21 protein-coding genes and 1 tRNA gene are annotated in these 18,553 nt (G+C 58.7%); 10 read left to right on the forward strand and 12 right to left on the reverse strand.

What is annotated here, in order from left to right; all coding sequences use genetic code 11:
- The first annotated feature begins 30 nt into the window (after positions 1-30).
- Genes A3L02_RS04930 through A3L02_RS04945 form a run of 4 tightly spaced genes read left to right on the forward strand, consistent with a single transcriptional unit; the run spans position 31 to position 4,186 of the window.
- Positions 31-1,032, forward strand: coding sequence for an ABC transporter permease (locus A3L02_RS04930; RefSeq protein ID WP_088862895.1), 1,002 nt, complete (start codon positions 31-33; stop codon positions 1,030-1,032).
- A gap of 12 nt (positions 1,033-1,044) precedes the next feature.
- The gene (locus A3L02_RS04935; RefSeq protein ID WP_088862896.1) at positions 1,045-2,223 is read left to right on the forward strand and encodes an ABC transporter permease; all 1,179 of its coding nucleotides are present in this window, start codon (positions 1,045-1,047) and stop codon (positions 2,221-2,223) included.
- Positions 2,216-3,196: an ABC transporter ATP-binding protein gene (locus A3L02_RS04940; protein WP_088862897.1), complete on the forward strand. Its 981-nt coding sequence runs from the start codon at positions 2,216-2,218 to the stop codon at positions 3,194-3,196. Before A3L02_RS04935 ends, A3L02_RS04940 begins: the two co-directional genes overlap by 8 nt.
- Before the next feature lie 9 nt (positions 3,197-3,205).
- Positions 3,206-4,186 (forward strand): ABC transporter ATP-binding protein, encoded by a 981-nt coding sequence (locus A3L02_RS04945; protein ID WP_088862898.1) that lies wholly within the window; start codon positions 3,206-3,208, stop codon positions 4,184-4,186.
- A 36-nt stretch (positions 4,187-4,222) separates the two neighbouring features.
- Here A3L02_RS04945 and A3L02_RS04950 read toward each other — a convergent pair whose 3' ends face one another.
- On the reverse strand, positions 4,223-4,786 hold the full coding sequence (locus A3L02_RS04950; protein WP_088862899.1) for a hypothetical protein: 564 nt from the start codon (positions 4,784-4,786) through the stop codon (positions 4,223-4,225).
- Between the two features lie 71 nt (positions 4,787-4,857).
- Between A3L02_RS04950 and A3L02_RS04955 the strand changes: the two genes are divergently transcribed.
- Both A3L02_RS04955 and A3L02_RS04960 read left to right on the forward strand, forming a co-directional pair.
- Positions 4,858-7,038, forward strand: coding sequence for an ATP-dependent DNA helicase (locus A3L02_RS04955; RefSeq protein ID WP_088862900.1), 2,181 nt, complete (start codon positions 4,858-4,860; stop codon positions 7,036-7,038).
- 45 nt (positions 7,039-7,083) lie between these two features.
- Positions 7,084-7,641, forward strand: a complete 558-nt coding sequence (locus tag A3L02_RS04960) for a dephospho-CoA kinase (protein WP_088862901.1) — start codon at positions 7,084-7,086, stop codon at positions 7,639-7,641.
- Here A3L02_RS04960 and A3L02_RS04965 read toward each other — a convergent pair.
- Positions 7,627-8,436 (reverse strand): ZIP family metal transporter, encoded by an 810-nt coding sequence (locus tag A3L02_RS04965; protein ID WP_088862902.1) that lies wholly within the window; start codon positions 8,434-8,436, stop codon positions 7,627-7,629. The two genes, A3L02_RS04960 and A3L02_RS04965, sit on opposite strands and share 15 nt — an antisense overlap.
- Positions 8,437-8,507: 71 nt before the next feature.
- On the opposite strand from A3L02_RS04965, the gene A3L02_RS04970 reads away from it, so the two are divergent.
- The gene (locus tag A3L02_RS04970; protein WP_088862903.1) at positions 8,508-8,921 is read left to right on the forward strand and encodes an RNA-binding domain-containing protein; all 414 of its coding nucleotides are present in this window, start codon (positions 8,508-8,510) and stop codon (positions 8,919-8,921) included.
- A gap of 293 nt (positions 8,922-9,214) precedes the next feature.
- Here A3L02_RS04970 and A3L02_RS04975 read toward each other — a convergent pair whose 3' ends face one another.
- Genes A3L02_RS04975 through A3L02_RS04995 form a run of 5 tightly spaced genes read right to left on the reverse strand, consistent with a single transcriptional unit; the run spans position 9,215 to position 12,142 of the window.
- Positions 9,215-10,489 (reverse strand): ABC transporter permease, encoded by a 1,275-nt coding sequence (locus tag A3L02_RS04975; protein ID WP_088862904.1) that lies wholly within the window; start codon positions 10,487-10,489, stop codon positions 9,215-9,217.
- Complete coding sequence (locus A3L02_RS04980) at positions 10,486-11,244, reverse strand: ABC transporter ATP-binding protein (protein ID WP_088862905.1); 759 nt, start codon at positions 11,242-11,244, stop codon at positions 10,486-10,488. The genes A3L02_RS04975 and A3L02_RS04980 overlap by 4 nt, the downstream gene beginning before the upstream one ends.
- Positions 11,231-11,563, reverse strand: a complete 333-nt coding sequence (locus A3L02_RS04985; RefSeq protein WP_088862906.1) for a hypothetical protein — start codon at positions 11,561-11,563, stop codon at positions 11,231-11,233. The genes A3L02_RS04980 and A3L02_RS04985 overlap by 14 nt, the downstream gene beginning before the upstream one ends.
- Positions 11,553-11,762 carry a helix-turn-helix transcriptional regulator gene (locus A3L02_RS04990; protein ID WP_088862907.1) on the reverse strand — a complete coding sequence of 70 codons (210 nt, stop codon included), beginning with the start codon at positions 11,760-11,762 and terminating at the stop codon, positions 11,553-11,555. The genes A3L02_RS04985 and A3L02_RS04990 overlap by 11 nt, the downstream gene beginning before the upstream one ends.
- Positions 11,762-12,142, reverse strand: coding sequence for a DUF2178 domain-containing protein (locus tag A3L02_RS04995; protein WP_088862908.1), 381 nt, complete (start codon positions 12,140-12,142; stop codon positions 11,762-11,764). The genes A3L02_RS04990 and A3L02_RS04995 overlap by 1 nt, the downstream gene beginning before the upstream one ends.
- A 101-nt stretch (positions 12,143-12,243) precedes the next feature.
- On the opposite strand from A3L02_RS04995, the gene A3L02_RS05000 reads away from it, so the two are divergent.
- Positions 12,244-12,331: transfer RNA gene (locus A3L02_RS05000), tRNA-Leu, on the forward strand.
- A 751-nt stretch (positions 12,332-13,082) separates the two neighbouring features.
- On the opposite strand, the gene A3L02_RS05005 is transcribed toward A3L02_RS05000, so the two are convergent.
- Genes A3L02_RS05005 through A3L02_RS05015 form a run of 3 tightly spaced genes read right to left on the reverse strand, consistent with a single transcriptional unit; the run spans position 13,083 to position 15,268 of the window.
- Positions 13,083-13,694, reverse strand: coding sequence for a rhomboid family intramembrane serine protease (locus A3L02_RS05005; protein ID WP_088862909.1), 612 nt, complete (start codon positions 13,692-13,694; stop codon positions 13,083-13,085).
- The gene (locus A3L02_RS05010) at positions 13,684-14,454 is read right to left on the reverse strand and encodes a bifunctional fructose-bisphosphatase/inositol-phosphate phosphatase (RefSeq protein WP_088862910.1); all 771 of its coding nucleotides are present in this window, start codon (positions 14,452-14,454) and stop codon (positions 13,684-13,686) included. The genes A3L02_RS05005 and A3L02_RS05010 overlap by 11 nt, the downstream gene beginning before the upstream one ends.
- Before the next feature lies 1 nt (position 14,455).
- Positions 14,456-15,268, reverse strand: coding sequence for a DUF63 family protein (locus tag A3L02_RS05015; RefSeq protein ID WP_088862911.1), 813 nt, complete (start codon positions 15,266-15,268; stop codon positions 14,456-14,458).
- Between the two features lie 81 nt (positions 15,269-15,349).
- Here A3L02_RS05015 and A3L02_RS05020 point away from each other — a divergent pair, with 81 nt between their 5' ends.
- Positions 15,350-16,381: an NAD(P)-dependent glycerol-1-phosphate dehydrogenase gene (locus tag A3L02_RS05020; RefSeq protein WP_204247229.1), complete on the forward strand. Its 1,032-nt coding sequence runs from the start codon at positions 15,350-15,352 to the stop codon at positions 16,379-16,381.
- A gap of 29 nt (positions 16,382-16,410) precedes the next feature.
- Positions 16,411-16,845, forward strand: a complete 435-nt coding sequence (locus A3L02_RS05025; RefSeq protein ID WP_088862913.1) for a UPF0179 family protein — start codon at positions 16,411-16,413, stop codon at positions 16,843-16,845.
- Between the two features lie 4 nt (positions 16,846-16,849).
- Here A3L02_RS05025 and A3L02_RS05030 read toward each other — a convergent pair whose 3' ends face one another.
- Together A3L02_RS05030 and pxpB are read right to left on the reverse strand one after the other, a co-directional pair.
- A complete protein-coding gene (locus A3L02_RS05030) occupies positions 16,850-17,851 on the reverse strand; it encodes a 5-oxoprolinase subunit C family protein (RefSeq protein ID WP_088862914.1) in 1,002 nt (333 codons plus the stop codon).
- Positions 17,844-18,539, reverse strand: coding sequence for a 5-oxoprolinase subunit PxpB (gene pxpB, locus A3L02_RS05035; protein WP_088862915.1), 696 nt, complete (start codon positions 18,537-18,539; stop codon positions 17,844-17,846). The genes A3L02_RS05030 and pxpB overlap by 8 nt, the downstream gene beginning before the upstream one ends.
- Positions 18,540-18,553 lie beyond the last annotated feature (14 nt).

The raw sequence follows: 18,553 nt of genomic DNA on the forward strand, positions 1-18,553 counted from the left end.
GAGATATCATAGAACACAGGGGTGATCGAGTTGGCCAACCTGAAGAAGTTCCTAATACGGAGGTTCCTCACCTTCATACCCACCCTCATCGGGGTCACCCTCATCGTTTTCCTGATAGCGTACGTCATTCCGGCGGACGTTGCCAGGGCATGGGCCGGAGGTGAGAAGGCCAGCCAGGAGTACATGGAGCAGATAAGGAGGGAGTACCACCTCGACAGGCCGTGGTACGACCAGTACTGGTTCCTCACCAGTGGACTCATAAAGAACAGCATAGTTGACCCGAGAACCTCCAACTACGTTTTCGACGATATAGGGAAGAGGTTTCCGGTGACCTTCGAGCTGGCCCTGGTGGCGTTCTTCTTCATACTCATAATAGGCATCCCCCTCGGTATAATCTCCGCCCTCAAGCGTAACACATGGGTGGACACCGTTATCAGGTTCTTCGCCCTCACCGGCGTTTCCATGCCCATCTTCTGGCTGGGGTACCTTTTGATATACGTGTTCTTCGTCAAGATTCACTGGATAACCCTCGCCGGTTTTCCAGCTCCCCCTGAGCACCAGATAACCCACATACCGATGATAGACGCCCTGCTGACCGGTGACTTCTCGACGTTCAGTCAACACCTCCACAGGCTCTGGTTGCCCGGTTTCACCCTCGGCTTCATGGGTTCGGGAGTCCTCGCAAGGTTCGTGAGGAACAGTTTCCTCGAGGCCATAAGCAGTGATTACGTTGCCTTCCTCAAGGCCAAGGGGGTCCCCAAGATGACCATATACCGTCACGCGCTAAAGAACGCAATGGTACCCATCGTCACCGTTCTCGGCCTCCAGTTCGGTGGGCTCCTTGGGGGGACGCCCATCACAGAGACCGTCTTTGGTCTGCCGGGAATGGGCTTCTACGTCGTGGATTCCATCAGAAACCTTGACTTTCCGGCGGTCGTGGCGATAACCATGGTCTTTGCCCTGATATTCCTCATAACGAACCTGGTTGTGGACGTACTCTACGCCTTCATAGACCCGAGGGTGAGGTACTGACGGGGTGATACAATGGGAAGGGAAGAATACGCCAAAAACTTCCTTGATAGGTTCTCGGATGCCATCGTTGAGGCTCTCGGCTCCTTTATCAGTCTCTTCAAAAAGGACTGGAAGGTGAAGAACCGCTCCAAGATGGAAGAGTGGAAGCTCATGCTCTACGCCCTGAACCGTTCGCCGCCGGGACTCATAGGCCTGTTCCTCGTGTTGATATTCGTGTTCCTCGGTATCTTCGGACCCCGCCTGGCCCCCTGGAGCTACCGCTTCTTCCCGAGCAACTACAACTTCAACACCTACCTCGCCCCCCCGGGTTCAACGTACACCATGAACGTTACCGAACTGAGGGGAGGTAACATAATCCAGTACACGGCCACGATACAATACCTCCTCGGCGCCGACCATTACGGCAGGGACCTCCTGAGTTTAATCCTCTACGGCGCGAGGGTGTCCTTCGTGATATCCATAATCGTCATAGCCTTAGGCGTTCCCCTGGGTATCATACTGGGGTTGGTAGCCGGGTACTACGGGGGCAAGGTGGACGAACTGGTGATGCGTCTCACAGACATCTTCCTCGCGTTCCCCGCCCTCATACTGGCCATAGCCTTCTCGGCGGTGCTTCCCCAGAGGCTCCAGAACTTCATATCCGCCCACGGGTCGATTCAGAGTTTCGTGCTGTGGCTCTTCGCCCTCAAGCCTCAGGACGCCGGCAACCTCGGAAAGCTCCTCGCCGTCATACTGGCCATGATAATCGTCTGGTGGCCCGCCTACGCGAGGATAACACGCGGTTCTACCTTAACCGAGAGGGAAAACCTCTACGTGGAAGCCGCGAGGGCGATAGGGCTCAGCTCGAGGACGATAATGTTCAAACACATCCTGCCTAACATAATCGGGCCGATACTCGTCTACATCACCCTCGACTTCGGTGGTGTGATCCTGATGGAAGCGGGTCTGAGCTTCCTCGGTCTCGGTGCGACACCCCCGATAGCCGACTGGGGAAGGATAGTCTACGACGGCTCCCAGTACTTCCCGGAGAAGTGGTGGCTGGTCACCTTCTCGGGTCTGATGATAATGCTCGTCGCCCTCGGCTGGAACCTCCTCGGCGACACCATGAGGGACATCCTCGACCCGAAGACGAGGAGGAGCATAGAGTTCAAAGTCAAGAAGGCCAAGAAGGGGGATGAGAGCAATGCCTGAACCCATCCTTGAAGTCCGAGACCTCACGGTCCACTTCTACACCTACGCGGGCATAGTCAAGGCCATCGAAAAGGTCTCCTTTGACGTTTACCGCGGCGAGACCTTCGCGATCGTCGGGGAGACCGGCTGTGGAAAGAGCGTCACATCAAGGGCGTTGACCCAGCTCATCGAGAGCCCCGGGAAGATAGTCGGGGGAAGCGTTATCTACCACCGCGAGGACGGCACGACCGTCGACCTGCTGAAGCTTTCACCGGAGGAGATACGGGAGATCAGGGGCAAGGAGATAGCATATATCTTCCAGGACCCACACGCCTCCCTCGACCCTCTGTACACAGTCGGCTATCAGATCGCCGAGGCCATGGTGGTCCACAAGACCGTGAAGGACTGGAAGGAGGGTCTCAAAAGGGCCGTGGACATACTCAGGCGCGTCCTCATCCCTGACCCGGAGAGCAGGGTGAAAAACTACCCCCACGAGATGAGCGGTGGAATGAAGCAGCGCGTCGTAATAGGGACGGGTGTCTCGAACAACCCGAAGATACTCATAGCGGACGAACCCACGACCGCGCTGGACGTCACGGTGCAGGCCCAGATACTCGACCTCATGAACAAACTAAAGGAGGAGTACAACACCACGCTCATTCTCATCACCCACAACATGGGCGTCGTCGCCGAGATGGCCGACCGCGTGGCGGTTATGTACGCCGGGAAGATAGTCGAGGTGGGGTCCGTCGATCAGATATTCAAGAACCCTCTCCACCCCTACACCCAGGGCCTCCTGAGAGCGGTTCCGAACCCGCTGGCCGAGATAAAGACCCTCGAGACGATACCTGGAACCGTCCCGAACCTGATAGAGCCGCCCAGCGGCTGCCGCTTCCACCCGAGGTGCCCCCACACCATGGAGGTCTGCAGGGAGAAGGTTCCTGAGCTGAAGGAGATGGAGCCGGGTCACTTCGTTGCCTGCCACCTGTACTGAGGTGATATAATGAGCGAGCCGATACTCGAGGTTAAGCACCTCAAGAAGTACTTTCCGATTAGGGGTCTTTTAAGGACCGAGGGCTATGTTAAGGCGGTGGACGACGTCAGCTTCACGATAAGCCGGGGCGAAACCTTCGGTCTCGTCGGGGAGAGCGGGTGCGGGAAGACCACCACGGGAAGAACCATCCTCCGCCTCATAGAACCAACGGACGGACAGATACTCTTTCAGGGCAGGGACGTGACCAAACTCAAGGGCGACGAGATGAAGTGGTTCAGGAGAAAGGCGCAGATAATGTTCCAGGACCCATACTCATCCCTTAACCCGAGACAGACTGTCTTCGAGATAATAATGGAGCCCGTCAGGTTCCACGGCATAGAGGTCGACGACCCCGAGGAGTTCGTGGTGAGGCTCCTCGAGAGCGTGGGACTGAACGAGATGCACCTCTACCGCTATCCCCACGAGTTCAGCGGCGGCCAGAGGCAGAGGATAGCCCTCGCGAGGCTTATGGCGCTCAAACCCGAGTTCATAGTCCTCGACGAGCCAACGTCCGCGCTGGACGTCTCGGTTCAGGCCAACATCCTCAACACCATGAAGGACCTCCAGAGAAAGTTCGGTTTCACCTACCTCTTCATCAGCCACGACCTCGGCGTGGTCAGGTACATGAGCCACAGAATAGGCGTTATGTACCTCGGAAAGCTCGTCGAGGTGGGCCCATCCAGGAAGGTATTCGAGAACCCCCTCCATCCGTACACCCGTTTCCTGCTCTCCGCCCTTCCGGTTCCCGACCCCGAGCTGGCCCGGGAGCTAAAGAAAAAGCGCATGAAGGTCGAGGGAGAACCACCGAGTCCCATAAACCCGCCGAAGGGATGCCGCTTCCACCCGAGGTGTCCCTACGCCAAGAAGGGACTCTGCGACGAGAAGGAGCCGCCCCTCATTGAGGTGGAGAAGGACCACTACGTGGCCTGCTGGCTCTACGGCAAGGCCTGAGGCCACCCTTTATCCCCACTTTTTAATTCACCCGTTTCACCCTCTGTTCTTCAACCGCAACCACTGGAGGGCCATCCCCGCGTTGGAGTCCACCCTGAAGAGCTCCCTGTACACCGGGTCGCTGACCTCCCGCCCGCTGACCTCCAGCTCAAGGAAGGCGTAGCCCAGTGGCCTCACCACAGCCCGCTCAAGGTCCGACGGGTTCTTCACCCCCAGCACCTTCCTCATTATCGCCAGGGCGAGGAGGGCTTCCCTGTTCCTCTCCGCCAGTTCCTCGTCCCTGTCCACGTGCCTCTGATGCCCCGTTGGTATCCCAAGGAGTCGCCAGAGGTTCCAGCGTCTCATGTGCTTTGTCCTCTCGTTGAAGCTCTCGCCGCTGAGCTCGCACAGCGTCAAGAAGAGGGAATTCAGGTACTCACCGAGCGATTCGATGTTGAGGAGGGCAGTCACGGGCTTTTCCCCGATAAGCTGGAGGCCCTCGGCCTTCCTTATCAGGGTCGCCCGCCTCTCCGGTTTCTCCACCCTCAGAGAGAAGTAGGCGTCGAGGCCGTACCTCCCGGTGGCCGTCTCGAAGAGCACGTAGGGAACCCTCAGCTTCATTTTCCCTCCCAGGGGATTAACGTGGGAAAGCATATAAAACCGTCGGTGAACCCTCTCTGGAGCTGAGGGTTATGAGGATTGAGGAACTCCCCGTTGACGAGAGGATCAGAAGGGTCATCCTGGGGAGGGGAATCGAGGAGCTCTACCCCCCGCAGGCCGAAGCTTTGAGGAGCGGCGTCCTGGAGGGGAAGAACCTCGTCTTAGCCATTCCCACGGCGAGCGGGAAGACCCTGGTGAGCGAGATAGTCATGATCAACAAGCTCCTCCGCGAGGGAGGGAAGGCGGTCTACCTCGTCCCGCTGAAGGCCCTGGCCGAGGAGAAGTACCGCGAGTTCAAGGCCTGGGAATCGCTCGGTCTTCGCGTCGCCGCCACCACCGGCGACTACGACTCGACCGACGAGTGGCTCGGGAGGTACGATATCATAGTGGCAACGGCGGAGAAGTTCGACTCCCTCCTGAGGCACGGTGCCGGCTGGATAAGGGACGTTAAGCTCGTCATAGCGGATGAAGTTCATCTGATAGGCTCCTACGACAGGGGCGCGACGCTGGAGATGATACTCAGTCACATGCTCGATAAGGCCCAGATACTGGCTTTAAGCGCGACCGTCGGGAACGCGGAGGAGCTGGCGGGATGGCTCGACGCCACCCTCGTCGTCAGCGACTGGCGGCCGGTGGAGCTCAGGAAGGGCGTCTTTCACCTCGGGGAGCTGATGTGGGAGGATGGAAAGCGGGAGAGCTACCCAGAGAACTGGGAGAGTCTGGCGCTCGACGCGGTCAGGAAGGGCAAGCAGGCCCTCGTCTTCGTGAACACCCGCCGTTCGGCGGAGAAGGAGGCCGTCTCGCTCTCATCCAAGATGGCCCGTCTCCTCACGAAACCCGAGGTTAGGGAGCTTAGGGAACTGGCCGACTCCCTCGAGAGCAACCCCACGAACGAGAAGCTCAAGCGCGCCATCCGCGGCGGCGTCGCCTTCCACCACGCCGGGTTGAGCAGAGCGGAAAGGACGATGATAGAGGACGCCTTCAGGGACGGCCTCATCAAGGTGATAACCGCCACGCCAACCCTGAGCGCCGGAATAAACCTGCCCGCCTTCCGCGTCATCATAAGGGACACGAAGCGCTACTCCGGCTTCGGCTGGACGGACATCCCCGTCCTTGAGATACAGCAGATGATGGGGAGGGCCGGAAGGCCGAAGTACGACAGGGTCGGCGAGGCCATAATAGTCGCCAGAACCGAGGATCCTAAGACCCTGATGGAGCGCTACGTCAAGGGAAAGCCAGAGAAGCTCTTCTCCATGCTGGCGAACGAGAACGCCTTCAGGAGCCAGGTCCTGGCTTTGATAACGAACTTCGGGATAGGGAACTTCCGGGAGCTCATAGACTTCCTCGGGAGGACCTTCTACTTCCACCAGAGGAAGGACACGAGCTCGATAGAGTACAAGGCGAAGGACATCGTCTACTTCCTCATCGAGAACGAGTTCATCGACATGGACCTGAACGACCGCTTCATAGCGCTCCCCTTCGGAAAACGTACGTCCCAGCTCTACATCGACCCGCTGACGGCGAAAAAGTTCAGGGATGCGTTTCCGAAGCTCGAGGAGAACCCCAACCCCTTTGGGATCTTCCACCTCATCGCCTCGACACCGGACATGGCGACGCTCCGCGCCAGAAAGCGCGAGTTCGAGGATTACCTCGACTTAGCTTACGAGTTTGAGGAAAAGCTCTACACAGAGATCCCCTACTACGAGGACTACGGCTTCCAGGGCTTTCTGGGCGAGGTGAAGACCGCCAAGGTGCTCCTCGACTGGATAAACGAGGTCCCCGAGGGGAGGATATACGAAACTTACGGCATCGACCCCGGTGACCTCTATCGGATCCTCGAGCTCGCGGACTGGCTGATTTACTCCCTCATCGAGCTCTACAAGCTCTTCGAACCTAAGAAGGACGTTCTAAGCTACCTCAGGGACCTGCACCTCCGCTTGAGGCACGGCGTCCGCGAGGAGCTCCTCGAGCTGGTGAGACTGCCGAACATCGGAAGGAGGAGGGCGAGGGCGCTCTACAACGCAGGCTTCAGAACGCAGGACGATGTAGTGCGCGCCAAGGTGAGGGACCTCCTGGCCGTCGAGGGCATAGGAATGAAGGTGGTCGAGGGGTTGTTCCGACACTTCGGCGTGGAGTTGCCGGAGAAGGCGAAGAAAGGCGGGAAGACCGCGGAGAGAAGGAAGAAAGGCACCCTGGACGATTTTCTCAGCTGAGGGTCAAACTTTTAAACCCTCGCCTTTTACCCCAGTGTGGGCACCATGATAATCATCGTGACTGGAATGCCCGGATCCGGAAAGAGTAAAATCGTTAAGGAGTTCGAGCGTAGAGGCTTTCCGAGCGTTTCTATGGGTGACGTCGTGAGGGAGGAGACCCTCAGGAGGGGCCTCGAGCTCACCCGGGAGAACGTCGCCAAGGTCAGCGTGAGGCTGAGGCAGGAGCTGGGGCAGAACGCGGTGGCGAAGCTCGCGGTCGAGAGGGTCAGGGCCCTTCTGGAGGAGAACGAGGTAGTCGTCATCGACGGAGTCCGCTCCCTCGACGAGGTCGGGACCTTCAGGGGGGCCTTTCCCGCGGAGAGGATACTCATCATCGCCGTTCACACGCCGCCCGCGCTCCGCTTCGAGAGGCTCAGGGCGAGGGGCAGGCACGACGACCCCAGGAACTGGGAGGACTTCGAGGAGAGGGACTGGAAGGAGCTGAGGTTCGGCATAGGCGGGGTCATAGCGATGGCCGACCACATGCTGGTGAACGACGGGAGCGAGGACGAGTACGATAAAAAGGTGAGGGAACTGGTTGATGCGATCCTATCCGAGCATTGAGTCGAGGAACAGCATCACGTAGAAGCCCAGGAAGAAGCCGAGGGTTACCATCGTCTCGCTCGTCTCCCCCCTGTATATCTCCGGTATCATCTCCTTGACGGTGACGTAGAGCATGGCCCCGCCGGCAAGTCCGAGGCCGTAGGGGAGAAGCCCGTGGAAGAGGGTGAAGAAGTACGCCCCGACCAGAACCATCACCATCTCTGAAACGCCGCTCAGGATCCCCATGATTATCGGCTGGAGCCGCTTTCCCTGTATGGCCGCGAGGGGCAGGGAGACGATCGTGCCCTCCGGGAAGTCCTGAATTCCTATGGCTATTGCGGTTACGAGACCCACCCTGATGTCGTACACGAGGGAGGTTCCGACGGCCAGGCCCTCCGGCAGGTTGTGGATTACCACCGCTATGACCAGGAGCCACACCCTTCTGAGCTTATCCTTCATCGATTGGGGTCCCTCGTAGCCCTTAACGAGGTGCTCGTGGGGCAGGAAGCGGTCTATCGCGTAGATGAGGAGAACGCCGAGGGCTATCCCAACCCCAGCCGGCGTGAAGGAACCCGTATCCTCAATCGCAGGAAGGATGAGGGAGGTGAAGCTGGCCACCAGCATGACTCCGGCGGCGAAGCTCAGGGAGACGTCGACGCCGCCCCCGGGGATCCTCTTCGCGAACACCGCAACCAGGGCACCGAGGGAGGTCATGAGAGCGACGAAGAGGCCCGCGTAGAACGTAACCCACATTATGCTACCGTGTGAGATCCCGAGCATCCAGTTCGCGAGGTTCACCGTGAAGTTCTCTAACACTGTTAGGGCACCCTAATTAAATGGGCGGTTGGGTTTATAAGCCTTCCCTCGACCCTTCGTTGGGTGAGAGGATGGAGCTATTCGAGGAGGTTGAGGCCGAGGCCTACGTTTACCCGACGGAGGACGTCGAGAAGGTGAAGAGGGCGATGCTGAACCTCATCCCGGACCTTGAGTTCGAGGCCTTCGATAAAGGGGACCACATCATCCTGACGGGCAGGACGAGGAGCAGGAAAGCCCTGAGCAGGCTCTACGAGCTCTTTCGTGGCCAGGCGATACTCGACACCGCCCGCTCCTTCCTCGAGGAGGGCTACTTCGGCGAGGAGATAATCGTCAGGGTGAACAAGCAGGCCGCCTACGCGGGGGTTGTGAACTTCAACGAGGAGAGCCCGCTCGGGCCGATAACGATAATCATAAGGACGAAGGACCCCGGGAGGCTGATGAAGTGGCTCGCCCCGAGGACGAAGGACGGCGTCCCGGTGGAGTGATATCACGCCGGAAGGGCGCGTTTTTTGTTTTTCCACGTTATGGTGACTTCTTGGGGGCAGAAAACCGCGGAACGGTCGCGGGAATTGAAAGAAGGGCCCGTTCCGGGAGGGGGATCTTGTGAATTTCGAGGTTGCAATAAGACTCGGTGAGAATTGAAAGCTTTGGAGTACCTCTGATCCAGAGGTTGCAATTGGACTCTCCAGGTCGTATTGCATCTTCAGCCCGGATAAAATTTAAAACAGAAACCAACCCAAAGGTTCGCGACCCTCTCGATTTTTCAACCGGAGACGGGCTATCCCCTCTTCCTCCCCCACCTGACCTGAGCCGTGAGGATCTTCTCGGTGGAGAACAGCCGGGCCGTTGCGTAGAGCACCGCGATGGCCACGATGGCCAGGTAGGCGAGACTTATCCCCATCGGCGCGTAGTCCCTCATGAGCACGTACCTGTAATCCACCACCGGATGCGTGAAGGGTATGGTCAGCAGGGCGTACCTTGCAAGGGCAGGGAGATCGTTGACGTCGGTGTACATGAGCAGGAACGCGGGAAAGGCCAGCGGGAGTATCACGGCGCTGACGAGGGTCGTGGCGCTCTGGACGTCCTCCGCGAAGGTTGCCACCATCATCGCCAGGCCGAGCGCTATGATTATCGCGAGGAAGACGACGAGCGCGAACATGAGCGCCCCAGTGGCGGTAACGGTTAAACCGAGGTCCTCGAGGCTTATCCCCGCGGATCCGAGGTTAAAGGAGCCCATGTAGTAGCGCATACCGACCATGTACGCCACCGCCGCGACCAGGCCCATCATCGCCGTCCCGAATATCTTGGCGGCCACTATCTTCGTCCTCGCCACAGGGAGCGTCAGGAGCGTCTCCAGCGTCTTGTTCTCCTTCTCGCTCGCCACCGCCCCGGCCGCCATCTGCGAGGTCACCATTATCATCAGGAAGACTACGAGCGGTATCGTGAAGGCCTGCGTTGCTATGACGCTTGAAACCACGGCTGGAGAAGCGTTAACGATGTTGTTGCGTATCACCGACCTGCTCTCGACCGTTATCGGCCTAAGGATCGCATCTGGATTGCCCGCCCCGAGCTTCTCCACCTTTATCTTCGCTATCTCGTCGCTCAATATTCCAATGACGGCGTTTATTCTGCCCTCGCTGACGCTCTCCTTCATCCCCGTGCTCACGGTGGTGAAGATGCCGTATATCCCCACCGTGGCGGTCTCGTTTGACTCGAGCCTGGCCGTGAAATCCGGTGGGATAACCACAAGAACGTTCTGTTTCTCCCGGATGGCCCTATGGATGGCTTCATCGAGCGTCGTCGCGTTGACCACGGTTACGGTGACGTTCGGGGTCACCTCGAGGGCCTTTATCAGAACACCGCCGTAGGCGCCCTCATCGAAGTTGACTATCGCGACGTGGGTCTCTCCCTGGGCCCTCTCCATCCCGACGTTCACCGCCTTACCCATCGCCGGGAGGAGAATGAGCGGCACGACGACGAGGCCGAAGAGGAGCTTCTTATCGCGGAACAGGTTCCATACTTCTTTCTTCGCCATCACCCAGAAGTCGCTCAACTCCCCTCACCCCCTATGGGCTCGCCTGCCTCCACCCCAACGGCCCTCATGAAGACCTCCTCGAGGTTTCTGGCGTCGTAGCGCTCCTTCAGCTCCTCCGGCGTTCCCACCTCGACTATCCTCCCCTCGTTTATCAGGGCGACCCTGTCGCACAGGAACTCGACCTCGAGCATGTTGTGGCTCGAGAGGAGAAACGTAACGCCCTCTTTCCTCGCGAAGCGCCTTATCGTCTGCCTTATGGTGTAGGCGTTGACTATGTCGAGGCCGCTCGCGGGCTCGTCGAGTATGGCCAGCCGCGGTTTAACCATCAGGGCCCTCGCTATGAGGAGCTTCCTCGTCATCCCCTTGGAATAGGTGGAGACCTTGTCGTGAAGCCTCTCCCCCAGGCCGGAGAGCTCTACCCCGAGCTTTAGCATCTTCCGGGCCTTTTCTTCGTCCTTAGCATAGAGCCTCGCCATGAAGTCGAGGTACTCGTAGCCTGTGAGGTTCTTGTAGGCCCCGGCCTCCTCCGGCAGGTAGCTTATGATCCTCCTGACCTCGTCGGCCTCCCCGACCACGTCGTGGCCGTCCACCCTCGCGCTCCCGCCGGTGGGTTTGAGGAGTGTGGACAGGATCTTCAGCGTCGTGCTCTTTCCAGCCCCGTTCGGGCCGATGAGCCCGAATACTTCGCCCTCTTCGATGGTGAAACTTATCCCTTTGAGCGCCTTCACCCTTCCGTAGTCCTTCTCGAGGTTCAGAACTTCAACCAGGGACATTCCGAGCCCCCCGGATTTTGTGGAACGCAACGCCGAGGGTCGCCAGAACCAGCCCGAAAAGGAAAAGGCTCCAGATTCTGGAATAACCGCCGATTATTGCGATCCCCACCCCGCTCGAAAGGGCGATCCAGGCGTCGCGGTAATTTGAGTCCCCGAATTCATGGGCGAACCCGAGCAGGAGGGAGCCGATGATAACGAGGCCGAGCCCGGCAAGCAATAGGACATCGATCCCTGCGGTTTCGGCCATGAAGGGTACGGTGACGCCGAGGGCGATGCCCCCAAGATAAAGCAGGACCCCAACGGCTTTTTTAGCGTTCATCCCCTTCACCCCCGTAGATGAACACTTCCTCGATTTTAACCCCGAAGAACCTCGCGATTCTGAAGGCCAGCCTAAGCGAGGGGTCGTACCTGCCCTTCTCGATGGCGATTATCGTCTGCCTCGTAACGCCCAGAGCCCTGGCGAGCTCCTCCTGGGTCAGACCCCTGCCCTCCCTCAGCTCGCGGAGGCGGTTCCTCATCACATCACCCTCGAGTAGTGGTGCCTCAGCCCGACCTTCAGGACCGCGACGAGGACCATGAGGATGGACGATAGGTAGTAAGCGCTTCTGAGGCTTGGATGGGTGTCTGAGAGAACCGCGAGGGTCAGGGTCACGAAGGCCAGGACGATTACCATCGCCTGGAGAGTTCTCCGCGATGCGGCCTCGTCTATCCTGAGCGTCCTCTCGTCGCTGAAAACCTCTCCCCTGCCCTTTAACCACTCGGAGTAGAACAAAGACGCAACTATGGCCACGGCCAGAACTCCAAAGGCGAGGGGCAGACTCCTCATCCAGACGGCCACCGCCAGGAGGACGGCCACGATTACGGTTATCGCGTAACCGGTGATTCTCCCTCTCTCCATGCTCCCACCATGTAAAGTTTCCTTTACGTAAAGCTTCCTTTACATCCTTATAAGGCTTTCCCCTCAAAGCTTTTAAAGGAAGAGCGAAAACTCAACCCCGCGCGGGGGTTGCCGAGCCTGGCCAAAGGCGCGGGATTTAGGGTCCCGTCCCGCAGGGGTTCGCGGGTTCGAATCCCGTCCCCCGCACCATTCAGCCCTTTTAAAAAGCGCCCTTCTCACTATCGTTCGAACATCCTTCAGCCCTTTGCTCCGCAAGCGCTGGCGGAAATGGGCGTGGCTCCTTTTAAGGTGGTTGTGATGTGTTTGCATTGTAAAGAAGTTTTTTGAGTTTGGAATTCGCCGTTAACGTGTTATTGGTGGGGGGTTTGCTTTTGGATAGCGCTCCTTCGGAGCGCGGGAGATTGCAAACCCCTTGAATTTGACCTTTTAATCCCGAATTCGAGTTTTAAACGCCTTTTAACAGCGCAAACACAACTAAACAGCCCCCTGAAGGAATCACAAGCTTTTCGCCAGCCTTTTCCCAAAAGGCTGATTACAACCCTTTGGGAAAGCGTTGACGGAAAACTGGCGTGCGGTTTTAAAGTTCGGTGTTTTAGCGTGGATTAACGCTCAAACTGATTTTGTAGTGTTTCACTCTCACAAGGCGTTCGGAGAACGCCAGAATAAAAAGTGAAACCTGTTCAGGGATTGGTCTTAATGCTAATCCCTCTTTGATTCTCCAACTTTTAGAGTGCACGCTCTCATCCCAGCCTTTTATGAGAAAGGGCATTTTTCGCCAGCCTTTTCCCAAAAGGCTGCAAGACGCCCGACGGGCGCCAGAATAAAAAGTGAAACCCCCCTGTTTTCAGGCTAATTGAGAGCGAGCTATCCCCCGTTTGCTCAAGTTTTCCAAAAAGTTGAGAGGTGGAAAATCCGGAGAACAGAAAGGGGAAGGGGGGAGCTACCACCCGTAGCCGTACATCCTCGCCATGAGATGCCTCCTGATGCGCTTCCCGTAGTAGTAACCCATGGCCATCCCGACGAGCAGTCCGCCGAGGTGAGCCAGGGCGTTGACGCCCGGCAGAAGGCTGTTTATCAGGAAGAGCACGAAGGCGTTCATCAGCGCACCCTGAATGTTCCCGCCGACGACGCCGGTGATCAATATCAGCGCGCCCGCTATGCCGAAGAGAGCCCCGCTCGCGCCGGCGCTGACCACCATCGGGGACATGAGGAGCGTCAGCAGGTTCCCGGCGAGGCCCGAGACGAGGTAGACGAGGACGAGCCTCTTCGGCCCGATGATTCCCTCGAGCTGCCGCCCCATCACGAGGAGGAAGTACATGTTGAAGCCTATGTGGAGTATCCCCACGTGCACGAACATCGCGGTGAAGGGCTGCCACCACCAGCCGTAGTGGAGGACGGCGTAGTTCCACTGGCCGAGCAACTTGAGAACCCAACCGCTTATGGCGAAGGGGTTCAGGCTGAGTATCGACTCCACGGTGTAGACGGCGACGTTTATCAGGAAGAGCGTGAAGGTCGCCTTCCCGTAGCGGTGGAAGTAGCGTTCAAGGCTCATTCTCCAGCTCCTCCAGGATTAAGTCGAGCAGGTAGCGGTCGTTCACGGCTACTATGTTCGTCTTGCTCGTCGCGTCGAGCCTCAGCTTCAACTCCCGCCCCCTCTCGTCCGTGATGAGCGCGCCCGCTTCCCGCGCTATGAGCGCGCCCGCGGCTATGTCCGTGGTTCTGACGTAGTTCCTCACGTCAAGCACCCCGTCGAGCGCCCCCTTGGCCAAGTAAGCCAGCTCGACGGCTATGGCGCCGAGAACGCGGACCCGCTTGACCTTTTCTATCAGCCCCGTGCACCTGCCGCGGGTGTAGAAGCTCAACGCCTCCTTTCCGCGTTCGGGTTTCCTGACCTTTATCGGCTTCCCGTTCATGAAGGCGCCCTCACCGGGTATGGCCTCGTAGAAGTTTCCCGGCACGAACTCGTAGATGGCGCCGTAAACCGGCTTTTTGTCCCTGAAGACGGCGAAACTGAGGGCGAACACCGGTATCCCTGCCGTGAAGTTGTAGGAGCCGTCTATCGGGTCAACGATGACCGTGTAGTCGCTCCCGTTGTCGACGAAGCCCCTCTCCTCGCTGACGACGTTGACGCCCAGCGGCTGGAGCCTGCCCAGAACGACGTCTTCGGCCACCTTATCGACGTACTCGGTTACGTCGCCGCTGACGTTCGTCCCTATGGTCTCCCCGGCTTTTGGAGTGCCAAAGAGGGGCATAACCTCTCTCTCCACTTCTCTGGCGATTTCCAGAGCTATTTCGTTCCAGTGGACCTCCATTTCAACCACCCATGAGTGCTATCAACAGGTTCCTCGTGCCGGGGCCGAAGCCGAGTACGAATATCGTGAGCTTCACGAAGTTTATCAGGTCGGGGTCCTCGTCTTCCATCCAGTTGTCCAGTATCCAGACGATGGGCCACAGTATAAAAAACTTCTCGGCGTACATGACGGCGGGCGTTCCAAAGGTGCTCATCAGCCACCTCGCGAGGACGTGCTGCTCCCAGAAGCCGAAGAACTGAATTCCCACGAAGGTCGTGGTCGCGTCGTAGAAGTGTGTATAGAACAGTAGGGAGTTGTCCCTAACCGAGGGGAGAACCCTCGCGAGGAGCCATACGGAGGCCTCGGCGAGGAGCAGAATCGGGATGAAGTACTCGAGCACCCTCCAGTTGAAGCTGACCTTATCGAGGTTTATTATCAGGACGAAGAGCAATCCGCCCACAAGAACCCAGCCGAAGTCCCGATAGATGGGGTACAGCCTCTCGTCCGGCCCGAGGTGGATCCAGACCGCGAAGAGGGCGGCTATCGCGAAGGTCGCTATGACGAAGTAACCGCCGGGGCTGACCGTCAGGTAAGTCCTCGGAAGGATTCCGACGTCGGTCATGCTCCTCATCAGCGGGCCGAGGATTATGTAGGGGATGAGTGCCTTGAAGAAGCGGTCGTCGACCCGTATCCCCATGCGCTTGAGCATCTTGTAGATGAGTATCACCGCCACGCCGAGGATCACGGCGTAGGTGAGCGTGTTCACGGGATTGTAACCCTGATTCTGCTGGATGGGTTCAATGAAGTACCGATGAAAGAATCCCTGGAGACCCATTCGACCACCGTAGAGACTCCTTCCGATAGCCTTAAAGCTTTTCCCACCGTAGAGGATGAGGTGGTGAGGAAAGTGCATCTAATGCAGCTCCCGCGTGAGGTTTTGCTGGGCGAGAACCTCAAGGGAGAGGTCGTCAACGTCGCGAAGAGGCTCGGACTGGGCGAGAAAGCCCTGATACTCTACGGTCCGAGGACTAAGGAGATAGCCGGGAGGGAGGTCGAGAGGAACCTCCAGGAATCCTTCGACGTGAGCGCCCTGACGGTTAAAGCCGCTACCACCGGGGAGGTCGAGAGGGCGCTGGCTAAAATAAGAGACGAGGGCGCTGACTGGCTCATTGCGGTTGGCGGCGGGAGCATAATAGACGTCGCCAAGCTCGCCTCGTTCAAAGCGGGCGTTCCCTTCATCAGCTTCCCCACCACGGCCTCGCACGATGGCATAGCGAGCGCCAACGCCTCCATCAAGGACCTCGGATCCAAAACCTCGGTTAAGGCGGTGCCGCCGGTTGCTGTGATAGCGGACGTCGAGGTGATAAAGACCGCCCCCTACCGCTACTTGGCGGCGGGAGTGGGGGACATGATAAGCAACCTGACGGCGGTGAAGGACTGGCGGCTGGCCCACAGGATAAAGGGGGAGTACTACAGCGAGTACGCCGCTTCGCTGAGCCTGATGAGCGCCAAGATGGTGATAAAGAACGCGGACATCATAAGGCTGGGCAACGAGGAGAGCGTGAGGAAGGTGGTGAAGGGACTAATCTCGTCGGGCGTGGCCATGAGCATAGCCGGTTCCTCGAGACCCGCCAGCGGTGCCGAGCACCTCTTCAGCCACGCGCTCGACGCCATAGCCCCGAAACCAGCACTTCACGGCGAGCAGGTCGGCGTTGGGACGATAATCATGGCCTACCTCCACGGCCTCAAGTGGGAGCGCATCAGGGAAACATTAAAGAGGGTGGGGGCGCCAACTAACGCATACGAGCTCGGGATAGAGCCCGACATTATCGTCGAGGCGCTGACGATTGCCCACACGATAAGGCCCGAGAGGTACACCATCCTCGGGAGGGACGGTTTAACGAGGGAAGCGGCCGAGAACGCCGCTAAAATCACGGGGGTCATTTGACTATCATCACTCACACGGAGGTGTTTGGAATGGCAATAATCACGTTAGTTGGGGAAAAGCTGGCAAGACCGGGTGTCGAGTTCATATACTACGGCCCCGCTGAACCGTGCAAAACGTGCAAACTGGCCGGAGTCTGCGTCGGGAACCTCGAACCGGGCAGGAGGTACAAGATACTCCGCGTTAGGAGCATGCCCTCTCACTCCTGTCCCCTCCACGAGGGGAAGGTCAGGGTCGTGGAGGTTGTCGAGCCGAGCATCGAGGTCGCGGTGGAGCCAAGGCTGGCCATAGCGGGTTCGGTAATAAAGCTCCACTTCGGAGATTGCGACGACCCTGAGAAGATCGACCTGTTCAAACCCGAGGGGCTCTTCGAGGGCGACAGCGTCAAAGTAATAGAGGTGCTCGGCGACGTCGAGTGCAACGGCAGGACCTACAAGGTCGTCAAGGTCATGCGCAAGAAGGATTAGCACCTCATTCCTTTTCCACTTTTGCGAAGGCCACCAGCTCTTCTTCCCCGGTTTTTATCCTGTATGCACGCAGCTTCCCATCGAGGAAATCCCTTATCGCCATCAGGGCTCTCTCGCGTTTCACGAGCAGCTCCCTCCCATCCTCAACGCCCACCGCCTCGAACCTCAACCTCTCCCCCGGCCGGCTCTGGGCAACGACCGGCAGGTCCACCGTTATCACCGTCCCGATCTTCGCGTAGCCGCCAGTGGTCTGGGCGTCGCGCATCATCACTATCGGCTTTCCGCCCGCGGGTACCTGAACCGTCCCGGGAAGAAGAGGTTCGGTAACGATGTCCGCGCCCTTTTCGGAGTGCTCCACCACCGGGCCGTCCAGCCGGTAGCCCATCCTGTCGCTCTCGGCCGTTACTTTGTATTCCGAGTTGAGGAAGGTCTCGATACCCTTCTTCGTGAAGCGGTCGAGGTTCGGGCCGAGGAGAACCCGAACGGTCTTTTTCCGGAGAGAATAATCGGGCCTCAGCTCCCGAGGAAGGTATCGGCCCTCTTTTCCCGATAGCATGGCGTAACCGAGGTTTAGCCTATCCCCTGCCTTCAGGGGTCCCCCGAGGCCCGCCCTCGGATAGGTCGAACAGCTACCCAGGAGGGCTTCACATTTTATCCCGCCTGCGAAGGCCACGTAACCGTATAGGCCGCTTTTTAAAGTCCCTGCTTTAAGGACGTCCCCCCTCTTCGCCCAGTAACTCTTCCAGGGCTCTATCGGGGTCCCGTTTAGGCTAACATCGACGTCCCCGGCAACCGCGAAGACGGAAGAGGCGTTGAACCTGATCGTCGGCCCCCTCAAAAGGAACTCGAGGAGTGGTGTACCCCCGGGGTTTCCGACGAGGTAGTTGGCGATCCTCGCCGAATAATCGTCCATGAACCCGGAAACCGGAACGCCCAGCTTTCTATAACCGGCTCTGCCCGAGTCCTGGACGGTTAGGGGTGAGGGCACTTCCAGAAGCTCAATCATCCTCCCCACCCCATTCGCGCTCGTAGAGCTCCACGAACTCGGACCCGTCTATCGGCCGGAACCTGACCCTATCGCCGGGTCTCAGCAGCGTGGGTGGTTCTTTCCCAGGGTTGAAGAGCCTCAGGGGGGTTCTTCCTATGATCCTCCACCCGCCGGGGCTCTCGAGGGGGTAGATGCCCGTCTGGTTTCCGGCTATCCCAACGGAACCGGCCGGAACCCTCAGCCTCGGCCTCTCAAGGCGCGGTGCCGCTATCCTCCCGTCCATCCCGCCGAGGTAAGCGAAGCCCGGGAGGAAGCCGAGGAAGTAAACGCGGTAGGTGGGCTTCGAGTGTATATCCACGACGTCGTCGACGCTAAGGCCGTTGTGCCTCGCCACGAACTCGATATCCGGGCCGTGGGCACCCCCGTAGAGCACCGGAACCTCGACGAGTCTTCCCTCACTCGATACTTGGGGAACGCCGAATAGGGTCTCTATTGCTCCCTCCACCTCCTCCAGGCCTGCCATGAGGGGGTCGTAGATCACCGCGAGGGAAGAGTAAGCTGGAACTACCTCGACCAGCCATTCGAAGTTTGCCCCTTCTATGGCCCGCGCCAGGGCGTGGACGCGGCCGTTGGTTTCCTCGTCTATCGCCTCCCCGAAGGAGATCAGCAGGGCCGAGTCCCCGAGGGGTTTTATAACCGGTCCCATCCTCTCACCTTTCC

The sequence above is a fragment of the Thermococcus celer Vu 13 = JCM 8558 genome, from assembly GCF_002214365.1.
Taxonomy (GTDB): domain Archaea; phylum Methanobacteriota_B; class Thermococci; order Thermococcales; family Thermococcaceae; genus Thermococcus; species Thermococcus celer.